The sequence below is a fragment of the Rhizobium sp. CG4 genome (assembly GCF_023701965.1).
Lineage (GTDB): Bacteria > Pseudomonadota > Alphaproteobacteria > Rhizobiales > Rhizobiaceae > Agrobacterium.
This window is the reverse complement of record NZ_JABAEG010000002.1, coordinates 291,794-306,629: the sequence shown is the minus strand read 5'-3', so window position 1 is coordinate 306,629 and position 14,836 is coordinate 291,794. Positions and strand designations below refer to the sequence as shown.

At 54.9% G+C, this 14,836-nt stretch carries 12 protein-coding genes and 1 tRNA gene; 7 read left to right on the top strand and 6 right to left on the bottom strand.

What is annotated here, in order from left to right; translation table 11 throughout:
• The first annotated feature begins 19 nt into the window (after window positions 1–19).
• The 4 genes from secDF to HGO37_RS06580 all read left to right on the top strand — a co-directional run bounded on the left by secDF (window position 20) and on the right by HGO37_RS06580 (window position 4,429).
• Entirely contained in the window at window positions 20–2,572 is a 2,553-nt protein-coding gene (gene secDF, locus HGO37_RS06595; RefSeq protein WP_250982660.1) for a protein translocase subunit SecDF, read from the top strand.
• Between the two features lie 10 nt (window positions 2,573–2,582).
• Window positions 2,583–2,972: an Mth938-like domain-containing protein gene (locus HGO37_RS06590; protein WP_192487733.1), complete on the top strand. Its 390-nt coding sequence runs from the start codon at window positions 2,583–2,585 to the stop codon at window positions 2,970–2,972.
• Window positions 2,973–3,042: 70 nt separating this feature from the next.
• Window positions 3,043–3,852, top strand: a complete 810-nt coding sequence (locus HGO37_RS06585; protein ID WP_250983230.1) for a phytoene/squalene synthase family protein — start codon at window positions 3,043–3,045, stop codon at window positions 3,850–3,852.
• 82 nt (window positions 3,853–3,934) lie between these two features.
• Window positions 3,935–4,429: a hypothetical protein gene (locus tag HGO37_RS06580; protein WP_246787657.1), complete on the top strand. Its 495-nt coding sequence runs from the start codon at window positions 3,935–3,937 to the stop codon at window positions 4,427–4,429.
• Window positions 4,430–4,453: 24 nt separating this feature from the next.
• Here HGO37_RS06580 and trmFO read toward each other — a convergent pair whose 3' ends face one another.
• The 3 genes from trmFO to HGO37_RS06565 form a co-directional block, all read right to left on the bottom strand.
• Window positions 4,454–5,905 carry a methylenetetrahydrofolate--tRNA-(uracil(54)-C(5))-methyltransferase (FADH(2)-oxidizing) TrmFO gene (trmFO, locus tag HGO37_RS06575; protein WP_250982659.1) on the bottom strand — a complete coding sequence of 484 codons (1,452 nt, stop codon included), beginning with the start codon at window positions 5,903–5,905 and terminating at the stop codon, window positions 4,454–4,456.
• Between the two features lie 279 nt (window positions 5,906–6,184).
• Window positions 6,185–6,328 carry a DUF1127 domain-containing protein gene (locus HGO37_RS06570; RefSeq protein ID WP_192487735.1) on the bottom strand — a complete coding sequence of 48 codons (144 nt, stop codon included), beginning with the start codon at window positions 6,326–6,328 and terminating at the stop codon, window positions 6,185–6,187.
• Window positions 6,329–6,634: 306 nt separating this feature from the next.
• Complete coding sequence (locus HGO37_RS06565; RefSeq protein WP_192487896.1) at window positions 6,635–6,781, bottom strand: DUF1127 domain-containing protein; 147 nt, start codon at window positions 6,779–6,781, stop codon at window positions 6,635–6,637.
• Window positions 6,782–7,561: 780 nt separating this feature from the next.
• Between HGO37_RS06565 and HGO37_RS06560 the strand changes: the two genes are divergently transcribed.
• From HGO37_RS06560 to HGO37_RS06550, 3 genes are all read left to right on the top strand, one after another.
• Window positions 7,562–7,646: transfer RNA gene (locus tag HGO37_RS06560), tRNA-Leu, on the top strand.
• A gap of 189 nt (window positions 7,647–7,835) precedes the next feature.
• The gene (gene tig, locus HGO37_RS06555; RefSeq protein WP_250982658.1) at window positions 7,836–9,257 is read left to right on the top strand and encodes a trigger factor; all 1,422 of its coding nucleotides are present in this window, start codon (window positions 7,836–7,838) and stop codon (window positions 9,255–9,257) included.
• Window positions 9,258–9,729: 472 nt separating this feature from the next.
• Complete coding sequence (locus HGO37_RS06550; RefSeq protein ID WP_405049387.1) at window positions 9,730–10,362, top strand: hypothetical protein; 633 nt, start codon at window positions 9,730–9,732, stop codon at window positions 10,360–10,362.
• 20 nt (window positions 10,363–10,382) lie between these two features.
• Here HGO37_RS06550 and sthA read toward each other — a convergent pair whose 3' ends face one another.
• From sthA to HGO37_RS06535, 3 genes are all read right to left on the bottom strand, one after another.
• A complete protein-coding gene (gene sthA / locus HGO37_RS06545; protein ID WP_250982656.1) occupies window positions 10,383–11,789 on the bottom strand; it encodes a Si-specific NAD(P)(+) transhydrogenase in 1,407 nt (468 codons plus the stop codon).
• A gap of 292 nt (window positions 11,790–12,081) precedes the next feature.
• Window positions 12,082–12,618, bottom strand: a complete 537-nt coding sequence (locus tag HGO37_RS06540; RefSeq protein ID WP_250982655.1) for a DUF1003 domain-containing protein — start codon at window positions 12,616–12,618, stop codon at window positions 12,082–12,084.
• 66 nt (window positions 12,619–12,684) lie between these two features.
• Window positions 12,685–14,652 carry an LTA synthase family protein gene (locus HGO37_RS06535; RefSeq protein WP_502941387.1) on the bottom strand — a complete coding sequence of 656 codons (1,968 nt, stop codon included), beginning with the start codon at window positions 14,650–14,652 and terminating at the stop codon, window positions 12,685–12,687.
• Window positions 14,653–14,836: the final 184 nt, after the last annotated feature.

The window sequence follows — 14,836 nt, the reverse complement described above, 5'->3', positions numbered from 1 at the left end:
CAACCTGGTCGAGACCTCTATGCTTTATTTTTCCCGTTGGAAAACCGTTTTTATCTGGCTTTCAGTCGCGATAAGCGCGTTTATTGCTTCCTCTAACCTGTTTTCCGAAGAACAGCTGCAGGGCATGCCCTCATGGTATTCGCACAACAAGGTTACACTTGGTCTCGATTTGCAGGGTGGTTCTCACATCATGCTCAAGATCGAGCGTTCCGACATTGTCAAGGAACGTCTTGAGACGATTGTGGGGGATGTTCGCACGCAGCTGCGTGACAAGAACGTTCGTTATTCCGGCCTTTCCGGCACCGGCCAGATTGTTCAGGTACGCATCACTGATCCGGCGCAGATTGACGCCGCAAAGGAAGCCTTGCGTGACCTGACCTTGCCTGTGTCTGCCGGCACGCTGGTCGGTGGCTCCGTCACCGAAGTCAGCATGAGCGATGATGGCAACGGCCTTCTGCGCCTGAACCTGACGGATGACGGCATCAACTACCGTCTGTCGTCGGCTGTGTCGCAGTCGATCGAAGTGGTCCGTCGCCGCGTTGACGAACTGGGCACCACAGAGCCTCTGATCCAGCGTCAGGGCGATGACCGCATTATCGTTCAGGTTCCTGGTCTCCAGGATCCGCAGCGTCTGAAGTCGCTGCTCAACCAGACCGCCAAGCTCTCCTTCCACATGGTTGATACAACCATGCCAATTCAGGAGGCGATGAACGGCCGTCCGCCTGCAACATCGCAGGTCATGTATTCGAATGATGATCCGCCAGTTCCGTACCTCATTGAACGTCGTGCGCTTGTTTCGGGTGAAAACCTTGTCGATGCGCAGGCCAGCTTTAACCAGCAGAACAATGAGCCTGTCGTAACCTTCCGTTTTGACAGCCGTGGCGCACAGCGTTTCGCGCAGGCAACCCAGCAGAATGTTGGCCGTCCGTTTGCCATCGTGCTTGACGATCAGGTCATTTCCGCACCTGTGATCCGCGAACCGATCATCGGTGGCTCCGGCCAGATTTCGGGTAACTTCTCGGTACAGGGTGCCAACGATCTTGCCGTGCTGCTGCGCGCCGGTGCCTTGCCTGCAACGCTGACTGTTGTGGAAGAGCGCACCGTTGGTCCAAGCCTCGGTGCAGACTCCATCAATGCCGGTCTTTACGCCAGTGCCATCGGTGCCGTCGGCGTTCTGATCTTTATGGTGGTGTTCTACGGCTTCTTTGGCCTGCTCGCCAACATTGCTCTGATCGTCAACGTTGTCATGCTGCTGGCCCTTCTCAGTATCATCGGATCGACGCTCACCCTACCGGGTATAGCGGGTATCGTGTTGACCATCGGTATGGCGGTGGACTCCAACGTTCTGATCTATGAGCGAATAAGAGAAGAAGTCAGAAGCGGAAAACCGCTTATCCAGTCTCTCGACCAAGGCTTTACACGCGCTTTCGCGACCATTATCGACGCCAACCTGACGACCCTGATTGTTGCTGGCGTTCTGTTCTACATGGGTACCGGCCCGGTTCGCGGCTTTGCCGTCACGCTCGGTATCGGTATCATCACCACCGTCTTCACCGCCTACACCCTGACCGCATGGATGTTTGGCGTGTGGGTCCGTCGTTCGCGTCCAAAACACCTGCCAAAGGGTGTGCGTACGGGCATCTTCGACGGACGTGACTATCCGTTCATGGCCATTCGTCGCTACATTTTCATGTTTACGACCGTTTTGCTCATCGTCTGCGTTGGCGGCTTCGTGACCAAGGGTCTGAACCTCGGCATCGACTTCCAGGGCGGCTCGATCATCGAAATCAAGGCCAAGCAGGGCGAGGCAGATCTTGCTGATATCCGTGACCGCCTGAACGAGCTTAACCTTGGTGAAATCCAGGCGCAGGGCTTCGGCTCGCCACAGGACGCTCTCATTCGTATCCAGGCGCAGGAAGGCGGCGAAAATGCCGAACAGTCTGCCATCACCCTGGTACGTGGCGCGCTTGAGGACAATTACGACTTCCGTCGTGTTGAAGTGGTGGGACCTGCCGTCTCTGGCGACCTGACCTTCACCTCAACGATCGGTATCCTGATCGCCATGTTCGCAACCATGATCTATATTTGGGTGCGGTTCGAATGGCAGTTCGCGCTGGGCGCCATCATATCGATGGCCCACGACGTGATATTGACCATCGGCATGTTCGTGTACTTCGGGCTGGAATTCAACCTCACCAGTATCGCGGCGGTGTTGACCATCATGGGTTACTCACTGAACGATACGGTGGTTATCTATGACCGAATTCGCGAAAACCTCAGGCGTTATAAAAAGATGCCGCTGCCGGTGCTGATCGATGCGTCGCTGAACCAGACATTGTCCAGAACGATCCTGACCGGTCTGACTGTTCTTCTGGCACTGGCTTCGCTCTACCTGTTCGGTGGTGAGGTTATCCGCTCCTTCACCTTCGCCATGTTGTTCGGTGTTCTTATCGGTGTGTTCTCATCGGTTTACATTGCTGCACCGATCCTCATCCTCTTCAACCTTCGCCCAGATTCGAAGGCCGACGAGGAGAGCGATGGCAAGGCAACCGCCGTCACTGGCAAGGCCTAGGGGCTGAACCATGGCAGGTGGCATTGAAATACGCCCGGCCCATTTTCCCGGCCGGGCCCCGATAGATGCTTATGGCAATGGCGGTTTCCGCTTTGCCGAGATGTCACACCGCGGTTCGCTGCTGTGCCTGCCATCCGGCATCCACGGGTGGAATGCCACCGACCCGAAAAACCTGACGGTGGACCTGTTCGAAAAAGTTTTCGAGCAGGCCGCCGAAATCGAGTTCCTGCTTTTGGGAACCGGTGAGGGGATGCTGCTTCTGCCGAAAGAGCTGAGAGCAGCATTTCGTGAAGCCGGCATTTCCGTTGACAGCATGAGCACAGGCGCTGCCGTCAGAACCTATAATATCATGTTGTCCGAAGACCGGGCTGTCGCTGCCGCATTCATCGCGGTGGACTGACACGAGACTGTCCGGCAATGGGGAGCATTCTGGCGTGAGCACTCAGGATACAGGCGCAATCTGCCTTAACATGTTGCGGGATCTCGACCGCGACAGATATCTGGCATGTCTGTTGTCGCCCGAAGACAAGCGCCCCACACTGGCTGCCCTTTATGCCTTCAACGCCGAAATTGCCCGTATCCGTGATGCGGTGAGAGAGCCGCTGCCGGGCGAAGTGCGCATGCAGTGGTGGCGCGATCTCCTGGAAGGCAACGCGCATGGCGACAGCCAAGCAAACCCGGTTGCCGCCGGCCTTATGGACTGCGTGGAGAAATACCGCCTGCCGCGTCCAACGCTGATCAATCTGCTCGAAGCGCGTATCTTCGATCTCTACGACGACCCGTTTGAAGACCGCAATGCGCTTGAGGGATATGCCGGTGAGACGGCGTCCGCGATCATTCAGCTGGCAAGCCTCATTCTCGATCCGCAGGCCGCAGCCGGCAGTGCCGATGCCGCAGGCCATGCAGGCGTGGCACAGGCCATGGCCGGAATGATGTTGCTGGCACCGCTGCACCGCCGTCGCGGACAGGTCTATATCCCCGTTGATATTCTCTCAGCCACCGGTCTTAACCGCGAGGCATTCCTTGCCGGTGAAGACAAGGACCGCATTACTGCGGCCATTGATATCTTCTGTGCAATTGCGCTTGATCATCTCGGCCATGCCCGCAAGACCAAAGTCGATGCGGCCTGTTTCCCCGCCTACCTGCCAGTGGCCATGACCGAGACTGTATTGAAGAAGGCAAAGAAGGCTGGCGCCTCTCTCTTTGAGGATGACATTCAGCCGTCTCTGGTGCGTCGCCAATGGCTGATGACCAAATCTGTTTTCCTGAAGCGTTTTTGACAGACGGTAAAATTCGCACAAGCCTCGCAGTGTAGGAACATCTCGCTGCAGTCGGGCGTTTGTCCTGAAAAGGAGAAATAGAATGAATTTGATCGTCGGGGCCATACTTGGCGCTGTGCTTGTCGTTCTGGGGTACTACATCACCCGGATGCGTCGTGCCACGGATGATGACAACAGTCATGATACGGGCCAAGCGATCATTGATTTCTCGCGGGCATTCCCCACCGAAGCAATCAGAAGTCTGCACATGACGAAAAACGGCAAAGCTGTTTTCGTCCGGCTTCATGACAACAAGGCCGGCTTCATGCGCAACATGGGTTCGCACTATGCCTGCATGCTGATTGCACCGGGTTCATTGCGCATTGAACATTTGCCGACAGGCGATGGTTTTGCCATCCAGTTTGCCGATGCTCCCAAGCATAGCGGCGAGTTCCGCTTCCCGTCGGCCAGTGAAGCGGCTGATGTTTCCTTGTGGCTGCTCGGCAGCTTTGTCGAAGAGGAAAAGAAACATCCGATTGAAGAGGATGCCGCACCGGCCATCAGGCACGACACGGCAGAACCTTCTCCATCCGTATAATTCAGCTAAAGTTTTGAGACGCGGTTACTCTGCCGCGTCCACTTCCGGCGCTGGTGCAAACACCGGCGGTTCGACGCCCAGCCACTCGGCGCAGTCGTGCAGTGCTCTTGCGGCCATCAACTGACGCTTCATGATCGTCTTGTCCTTGCCTCTAAAGCGCTTGACGCCTTCAGGCTTGACGATCGAACCCGGTTCCAGTTCAGGGAACAGGCCGAAATTGACATTCATTGGCTGGAACGAGCGCTTGCCCGGCTCATCGTCGGATGCCAGATGGCCGCCGGTGATGTGGTTGAGCAGAGAGCCAAGTGCCGTGGTTGCCGGTGGCAGGCTCGGGGTCTCGCCCTTGCGTTCCGCAGCAGTGAAGCGACCAACCAGAAGACCGATCGAGGCGCTTTCCACATACCCTTCGCAGCCGGTGATCTGACCGGCAAAACGCAAGCCCGGACGGGATTTAAGCGTCAGTGAAGGATCAAGCAGGCGCGGGGAATCGATATAGGTGTTGCGGTGCAAGCCGCCCAGACGAGCAAACTCGGCATTCTCAAGGCCGGGGATCATGCGGAACACTTCCGCCTGCGCGCCATATTTCAGCTTGGTCTGGAAACCGACCATATTGTACAGCGTGCCGAGCGCATTGTCCTGACGCAACTGCACAACGGCATAGGCCTTGACTTTCGGGTTATGGGCGTTGGTCAGGCCCATCGGTTTCATTGGGCCGTGACGCAGGGTCTCGCGGCCGCGTTCAGCCATGATTTCAATTGGCAGGCAGCCATCGAAGTAAGGCGTGCCTTCCCATTCCTTGAAACCAACCGTGTCGCCAGCAATCAGCGCATCGATGAAGGCATGGTACTGCTCTTCATTCATCGGGCAGTTGATATAGTCCTTGCCCGTGCCGCCGGGGCCAACCTTGTCGTAACGCGACTGGTACCAGCAGATATCCATGTTGATGCTGTCGCGGTGCACGATCGGTGCAATGGCGTCAAAGAAGGCAAGGGCGTCTTCGCCTGTTTCAGCCTGAATGGCAGCGGCCAGATCGGGCGAGGTCAGCGGACCCGTGGCAATGATCGCCAGATCCCATTCCTTCGGCGGCAGGCCACTAATTTCCTCGCGCACGATGGTGATCAGCGGATGCGCCTCAAGCTCCTTGGTGACAGCCTCGGCAAAGCCATCGCGGTCAACCGCCAATGCGCCACCGGCTGGAACCTGATTCTTGTCAGCGCAGGACATGATGAGAGAGCCGGCCAGGCGCATTTCCGCATGGATGACGCCAACCGCATTGGCTGTCGCATCATCGGAACGGAAGGAGTTGGAGCAAACCAGTTCTGCAAGGCTGTCACCCTTGTGAGCATCCGTGCCGCGCACGCCGCGCATCTCATGCAGGATAACAGGAACTCCGCTCTGGGCGATCTGCCAAGCAGCTTCCGAACCGGCAAGTCCGCCACCGATGACGTGAATGGGAGAATATTTGTTATCTTGCATCACATACTCACAAAACACCGCTCAAACATTGTCGCGGGTAAAGCCTTCATTGGGGGATTATTTGAAAAAGCTCCCAAGAGTTTTTGAGTATCGCATCTCTCTTTTGACAGTGCGCTTATCCAGCAACCTTGTTTGATGAGCATTTGCCCATTGCACTATCATGGGGAGGGCAGGCTTCCAATAGGAAGCACAAAAAGAAAACGGCGCCAGATGGCGCCGTATCCTTTAGGTTTTCCGTCAAGGGTCCGCTGGGGAGGTCATCCAGCGAGCGCGCTTTGATTAACGGAAAGAGCGTGCAGCAACGTTGCGAATGTCGTGGCGGGTAAGGCCAATGTCATTCAGTGCCTGGTTGGAAAGACCACCAAGTTCGTTAAGTGTACGACGGTAGCTGATCCAGTTTTTTGCAATGCGAATCGGGTTCATGGGTGTTTCCTCAAACTTTTGATCTTGTGACCGGGGCAGAGGTTTCTGCTCTCTCGGTGTTGAGGGTCTTATATATACAACTTGCTATGTTGTGGAGTGCATTAAATAGGCGACTGCCATGCAAATGTGCAGTGAGTTGGCTAAGAAAGCGGCCGTGCCTGTTATTTAGGCTGCGATGTCTGCCTATTGGGCATGATGCAGACAAAAGAAAAAGGCCGCAAGCTTTTTCAAGCTTCGGCCTTTTTAGGTGCTATTCGACAGAACCTCTTGGGATGGTTTGCCGACTAGCGAAGTCAGTGGCTAGTATTAGTAGCCAACTGCTGTGCGTGCTACGCGGCGGATGTCGCCACGGCCAATGCCCAGGTCGTTCAGTTCGCGGTCGGTCATGCGAGCGAGTTCTGTAACGGTCTGTCTGTACTTGCGCCAGTTGTTAAGCGAACGAGTGATGTTCATGGTCGTGATCCTCTTGATCTCTGTTGTGGTGCTCTGCAGTGTTTTTTGCTGCACCCGTTTTCTGAAGCTGAATATAGCGATTTCAGCGAAAACAAACAGAAACAAGAATAGATGACACCTATGCACCAAATGCACAGCTCGGGCGTATTGCGACCTGTTTTGGTGAAATAAAAAGCTTATTTTTGATGCAGAAGCGATTTGAAGCGGCATTTTTGGGTGATTTTCACCAGCGGTGCGCCGTGAATGCTTAGCAAAGCGTAAATTTAAATCGATCTGGAAGCGCCGATACAGCTGTTTAATCAAGTAATGGCGGGTATCGGGCAAACAGATGGCAGACATGTGTCGAGTGCATGCCTTTTGGGATGCGGCAGATATCCGCAATGCATCGTTGCGTATAATCCAGCCTGGTGGCTTGAGTTGTGCAGTTTGCGAGGGTTTGGCGCATTGAAATGCGGGTAGGGGCGGCTGCGGGCGGTCGGACGTCTCTGTCTGGGTCGGCGTATATATAATGAGTCGCCACACGTCTTGTCATGCGAGGGCCAACAGGATGCTCCATGTGTCGCAATCGGCAGGAAATGTCCCTTAGCTGGCTTAAAAGATGTGTGACACTGCTACGATCATTCTCTATTTATGCCGGGAATGGCGGGATATTGCAGATAGCTGCTGGATGACGACGAATAACTGTCATTTTTCCTTTGAACTCCTGAAAACGGATGATATAGAGACGCGCGCTCCGGAAGGCCTCATGTGCCAGATGTTGTTTATGCAGGATTCAAGAGCGCGGGTATGGCGGAATTGGTAGACGCACCAGATTTAGGTTCTGGCGACGAGAGTTGTGGGGGTTCGAGTCCCTCTACCCGCACCATCTGAATCGCTTAAGAAGAATGTGTGAAGCTTTTTGCTTCGCCGCTTCTTTTGCTCAAGCGCAGTTTTTGCTCGGCAAAAAGCTTGTGCATGAAGTATATATAGCCACGTCCGGTTTTAGTTTCCGGCGTCGTGCTCAAAGTAACCAACGGCTGTCTGAGCACTGCCGCCATGATGTGAAGGTACGAAAATGCAGGTTATCGAAACGCTCGCTGAAGGGCTGAAGCGCGAAATCAAAGTAGTTATTCCGGCTGACGACATGAAGTCTCGCCTCAATGAGCGTCTTGCTGACGCCAAGGACAAGGTCCGTCTGAACGGCTTCCGTCCGGGCAAGGTTCCTGCTGCACACCTGAAGAAGGTATACGGCAAGTCGATCATGGCTGAGCTGGTCAACGACCTGATCCGTCAGAAGCCTTCTGAAATCCTGACCGGCCGTGGTGAAAAGTCTGCAACGCAGCCTTCCATCGCGATGACCGAAGACGAAGCAGAAGCCGACAAGATCCTGAACGGCGAAGCTGATCTCGAATTCACACTGACCTACGAAGTCATTCCTGCCATTGAGCTGAAGTCCAACGACGGCATCAAGGTTACCCGCGAAGTTGTTGAAGTCTCTGAAGACGAAGTCAACGAGCAGATCCTCAAGGTTGCTGAGAGCGCCCGCTCTTACGAAACCAAGAAGGGCAAGGCTGCTGACGGCGACCGCGTGACCATGAACTACCTCGGCAAGGTCGACGGCGTTGCTTTTGACGGCGGCGCTGCTGAAGATGCTGAACTGGTTCTCGGTTCTGGCCGTTTCATTCCTGGCTTCGAAGACCAGCTCGTTGGCGTCAAGGCTGGCGACGAAAAGACCATCACGGTTACGTTCCCTGCTGATTACCCAGCTGCAAACCTTGCTGGCAAGGAAGCTGCCTTTGACATCACCGTCAAGGACGTTGCGGCCGCTGCTGCTGTTGAAATCAACGACGAACTGGCTTCCAAGCTCGGTCTCGAATCGGCTGAAAAGCTGAAGGAAATCGTTCGTGGCCAGATCGAAAGCCAGTACAGCAACGTAACCCGCCAGAAGGTAAAGCGTCAGATCCTTGACCAACTGGACGAAATGTACAAGTTCGACACACCAGCTGGCCTGGTTGATGCCGAGTTCGACAACATCTGGCGCCAGATCAACACCGATCTTGCACAGTCCGGCAAGACCTTTGCTGACGAAGACACCACGGAAGAAGAAGCACGCGAAGAATACCGCAAGCTTGCTGAGCGCCGCGTTCGTCTCGGCCTCGTTCTCTCCGAAATCGGCGAGAAGGCAAATGTTGAAGTGAGCGAAGAAGAAATGCAGCGCGCGCTGTTCCAGCAGCTGCAGCAGTTCCCTGGCCAGCAGAAGGAAATCCTTGATTTCTTCCGCAATACCCCAGGCGCTTCCGCTTCGCTGCGCGCTCCGATCTTCGAAGAGAAGGTTATCGACAAGCTGCTCGGCGAAATCTCGGTAACGGACAAGACCGTTTCCAAGGAAGAGCTGCTGGCTGACGATGCTGAAGAAGCATCTGAGACCAAGAAGAAGGCTCCGGCAAAGAAGAAGGCTGCTCCTAAGAAGAAGGCAGCTGAAGGCGACGCCGAGTAATCCTTTTCATCCATCGGATGACGAATTTAAAAAGGCCGTAGCACCCGCTGCGGCCTTTTTCTTTTGCCATAACAGGAAAATTGCCACTTTCACCTGTAATTTCGACTATTCGCAATTGCAAAAATATCACGCTGCATAGCAAACAAAAATGTGAACGCCTTTCACTCTTGTTCATCTCCCGTTCATCTGGCACCCTTGGGTCATCGTTATCGAGTCACGTCTGAGAGATGTGGGTGAGGGATGACGTACTGCCAATAGTCGGCGGTTGGCGAAGGTCTGCTCGTCGCAGCATGGCTTTTGCGTGTGGCCGGATGCGTTCCGCACTCAGTAGCGTCGATGTGAACCAGATATGGTTCGTTGTGGGTCGATGCCAATATTCAACGGGTTTTGCGTCATGGCACTGCGTGAAGACGCATGTCTGGCGCCCTGAGGTGATGAGGGCAGACTGATGTTTGCAAAAAGCAGCCAGCGTATGTTTCTGGCAATTGTCATGCTGGTTCTTTCTCCGTCCCTGTCATTGGCAGATGAGCGTGGATTGATCTGGAACCCGGTGAAAAACTCCGACCGGTCCTACACGACACGGATTGGTGCCAGGTTGCCGACCGACACGCCCATTCGTGGCGGGCTGGAAATGGGCGTGAACGCGTCCAAGGGTGGCGCGATCGTTGATTCCCCGGTGCGCCTGTGGGGCAATCTCACGCTGTTGTCAGAGAATCTGCCTGGTGTGTCGATGGCGCGTGATATCGGCGTGTTGATGAATGCGCTGACCGGTTCGGGCAGCGTTACCGTGACATCCTCGCAAAAGCGCATCGTCACGCCAGAGTTGGACGTTGAAACCAACAGGAACTTTACTGTGCGGTATGATGGTTCTGCCCGCCAATGGGGTGGAGTGAATGTGTCGCAATCGCTGCGATTGACGCGTTCGGAAACCGGGACCAGCTTCGTGCTGACCGGCAATAGCAAGGATACGTTTTCTGAATTCAGTTCGGATGTGGCGCTTGAGCAGCGTCTGGGTGACAATATCACCGTAACCGGAACGCTGAGGCAGGGTTATGAAGATCACTTCCGCCCGGCCATCAGCGCCCGTTACAAAATCAGTTGGTAGTGACGTAAGGCGAGAGCGTCTTACGTTTCTTTTTTCAGTTCGCCCATACGGTTCCATGCGTCGAGGCCAGCAATCTTGTAGGCTTCGGCAAGGGTAGGGTAGTTGAAGGTATTTTCGACGAAATATTCGACTGTGCCTTTGAGGTTGAGAACCGCCTGGCCGATATGCACCAGCTCGGTTGCACCTTCACCGACAATATGAACGCCAAGCAGGCGGCGTGTCTTCAGCGAGAAGATCATTTTCAACAGGCCGGTATCGAGACCCATGATATGACCGCGCGATGTTTCGCGGAAATGCGCAATGCCGCATTCATAGGGAATGCCACGTTCTGTGACTTCCTCTTCGGTCAGGCCGCAGGTGGAAATTTCTGGAACGGCGTAGATGCCGTAAGGGAAAAACTGCGGTGGTTCGCTGGTCGGTGCACCAACCGCGTGGCGCGCGGCAATACGGCCCTGTTCCATCGAGGTTGAGGCGAGGCTTGGAAAGCCGATCACGTCACCGGCCGCGTATATGTTAGGAACCGAGGTCTGGAATGTCTCAGGGTCCACCTTCAGGCGGCCGCGACTGTCAGCCTCAAGGCCGCACGCGGCAAGGTTCAATGTGTCCGTTGCGCCAACACGACCCGCAGCAAACAGCACGGTTTCGGCCTGCAGAACACGGCCGCTGCCCAGTGTGACCTTGCACTTGCCGTTTTCTTCGCGTTCGATCTTTTCCGCCTTCTGGCCGAAGATCAGCTTCATGTTGCGGTCGCGCAACTGGTAGGCGAAGTCTTCGACAATTTCCTTGTCGATGAATTCAAGCATGGTGTCACGCGGTTCAACCACGGTCACCTGGGTGTCGAGCGCGCTGAAGATCGTGGCATATTCAATGCCGATAACACCGGCACCAATCACGATCATCGAGCGGGGCAGTTCCTTGATTTCAAGGATTTCGTCGCTGTCGAGAATGGCATCATGGTCAAAGGGCACATGTGGCGGACGGTAGGGCCGAGTGCCGATGGCCAGCAGAATCGAGGTACCAGTGACTTTCTGCACTTCGCCATCACTCTTCACGACCTCAAGCGTGTTGGCATCAATGAAGGTTGCCATGCCGCGCAGGTGCTGCACACGGTTTCTGGCAAACTGATGCTCCAGGACTTCGACTTCATGGTCGAGTGTGATGAGAAGACGGCGGCGAAGATCTTCGGCGTTGATTTCCTGTTTGACACGGTATGAGCGGCCATAAAAACCGCGCTCACGCCAGCCTGTCAGGTTCAAGGCTGTCTCACGAAGCGTCTTGGAAGGAATGGTGCCAGTGTGCACCGAAACGCCGCCAACGCGTGAACCTTTTTCGATAACCAGAACTTTCTTTTCCAGTTTTGCTGCCTGAATGGCGGCGCGACGTCCTGCCGGGCCACTACCGACAACGATGAGATCGTATTGATTCATGCAAAGCCTCGAAACGATGAACTTCTAAAGATAACGGTATTCCCGTTTAATGAATGGCTTCCGGTGGAGATGTCATGATGCCATCCGCGTCAGGCGATAAACCGAATCCGCCTGCCATTGCTGCGCCAACAGTGCACTGCAACAATTGCCTGCGTCAATCTGTAGCGTACGAGTCTGACGGATTCGTAACTGAATGGCTGCTTTGTGAAAATAAATATCGTGGCGTTACAAACCGCTAGGGAGGCGGACGGCATCATTCGGAGACAATTGCGAACTGCCCGCTTATGGCCACTTACGGTTTCTGCAGGTTTGACAGCTGTTCACGAATGCCCGCCATGTCTTCACGCAATGCTGCCAGTTCCGCCAGCACCTTCATGTCGATTTTCTGGTGCAGGGCAAACACTTCCAGCTCGGCCTTCAGGTTGACTTCATAATCCTTGGCCGCTTCAAACCGGTCACGGGTCGTCTGGCGGTTTTGCGACATCATGATGATCGGTGCCTGAATGGCCGCCAGCATCGACAGGATGAGATTGAGGAACACGAAGGGGTAGGGGTCAAAGGCATCCGAGGTCAATACGATGACGTTGATCACAGCCCAGGCAATCAGGAAGGCTAGAAATGTGAGGATGAAGCCCCATGATCCGCCCACCCTGGCTATCGAGTCAGCCAGACGTTCTCCGAATGATGTTTCGGCTGAGAAGGCCGCATTGGTGTCCGTACTGACAAATTCCCGGTTTTTCGCGATTTCGAGAACACGCTTCTCGACATCTCCAATGTCTTTTTTGGAGCTTTTGAAACGCGAAACAATGGCTTCATGAATATGGGACACAGTATCTCTCCGTCATGGGAACCTGCTGGAGGCTGACGAAGAGATAAGCGTTTGCCGGGTGTTCGTTCAACTGCTTTCGGCGGTTGTCCGTGTTTCGCCCCAGCTATCTGCATTGTTCAGCCAGTCAAAGCCGGGGAAGAAACGCGATTTGCCGTATTTCTCGCCAAACATCATGTCGTATTGCAACAGACGGTAGTCCCTGATGATGTCGGGTATCGACTGGGAGGAAATCGACCAGTCGGCAATACCGTTATCCTTGGCATCCACCAGCATGTGACGGTCCACAACCGGGTATTGATTCTGCACACGGCCAAGCATGCCGGTGTAGAAAGGATCATCCATGCCGGCAGTTTTCAGCACGTGGTACGGCAACATGGCAGGGCTGATCGAGCCGATGTTTTTGCGTGTACCTGACTTGGACGACCACACTACCAGAGGTGTTTCATGTTCGCGCTTCATCACCTCAAGAGGTGCACGGCGTGTCGCCACCATGCCCGGCATATAGCCGCTTTCGACATAGACCTGACCCATCGGTGGCAGGTGATCGCCAAAGGTCACGATGATGGTTTCGCGGTTGCGTTTCTTGGCCCAGTCGATCAGGCGCGCAATGCTTTTGTCGGACTCGTTCACGCCCTGCGCATACGTCGCCAGCGCGTCTTCGGCACCGGGCGAAAGATTGCCCTTGCCATCAACGCGAATGGAATTGTTGGCGTAACGGTTTGCCTCATAGGGGCCATGGCCCTGCAGTGTTACAGCAAACAGGAACAGCGGGTTCTGCGCGTTATCGGCCGCGCTCATGATCTGCTCGAACAGCGCCTCGTCAGAGGCGAAGATGCCGCGCTTTTCCATGGCAGGCATGTTTTCTTCCGAACGGAATTCTTCAAAACCGAAGGACTTGTAGACCTCCTTGCGGTTCCAGAACCATTCCTGGAACGGGTGCATGGCAATGGCCGAATAACCCTCAGCGCGGAAGAAGGTCGCCAGCGAAGGAACAGGCCCACGTATATATTGCTGGTATGGAATGCTGCCATAGGGCAGGAAGGCGTTGGAGAAGCCGGTCAGCGCTTCAAATTCCACATTGGCCGTCATGCCGCCAAATTCCGGCGAAAACACATTGCCGGACTGGGTGGCGCGAATGGTCGGCATCGGGTCTGGCGTCAGCGAGACGTTGGAGAGCTTGCGCGGGTCCCACAGCGACTCGTTCATGATGACGATAACGTCAGGCCTTTTGCTGTTGTTGATGGCAAAGGCCGAACCGTCTGCATAGATATCGGCAATATTGTCAGCATTATAGGTGTCTGGTGCCGAGACATTGGCCATCGGAATGTTGAAGGTAAAGGCCATGACAAAACCGTTATGGCGATAGTTTTCCTTCTGGTCCCACATCATCGGAATAATGTTCAGGCGATCGCGGATCCAGGAATATTGCGAATATTCCATCAGGGAACCAAGACCGGCCAAAACCGGAACGGCAAGCGCCAAGCGCCACAGACGGCCGGTGAGTGGCAGCGCAGGCGACGCCTTGTAGATGAAGCGGGCTGCAAAAACGATGGCAACAATGGCAATGGCAAGACCGGCAAACACACCGACCGCCGCCAGCGGCCGTGCCTGCAACATGGCAGGCAGCAGCTGGAAAATCTGCCGGCCAAACAGCATGTCGGACGGGTAGAGCGGGTCAGAGAGGTAGAACTGCTTCTGGCTGGAAATGAGGGCCGGGATGAGCAGTGCCGGTACCGCAATGATAAACGACTGGTAGTGGCGGCCAAACAGCGCGTCGAGGGCAATCATCGCCAAAAAGACCGCAGCAACCGTGGTCATGCCGGGCCGGGCAGTCGAGGTTAAAAATGTGCCTACATCGGTCAGCGTGCCGCGGGCAATCCATTCCAGGAGAACGACCAGAAGCAGCGCGCCAAGCAGTGTATTCACCACGAAAACCGCTTCGCCCAGCAGCATCGTTATGCGCTTGATACTTCTTGTTGAAAGGGCAAAAGCAGCCCTCTCGGTTTCCTCGATCTCGGGAACCGATTTACTCAATGTCGTCACTCCGGCGGTATGGTCACAGAATCATGAAAAGATCTGTCGTCAATTTGTCATGTAACTGTCACATAAGTTTCATGAACGCGACATGAACTGTTGAAAATGCACAGTGTTTCGGGATGAAATTTACGTGACCTCGCCTGTGCTTCTCATCACTGATTGCGGAGTAAGACGCCACACG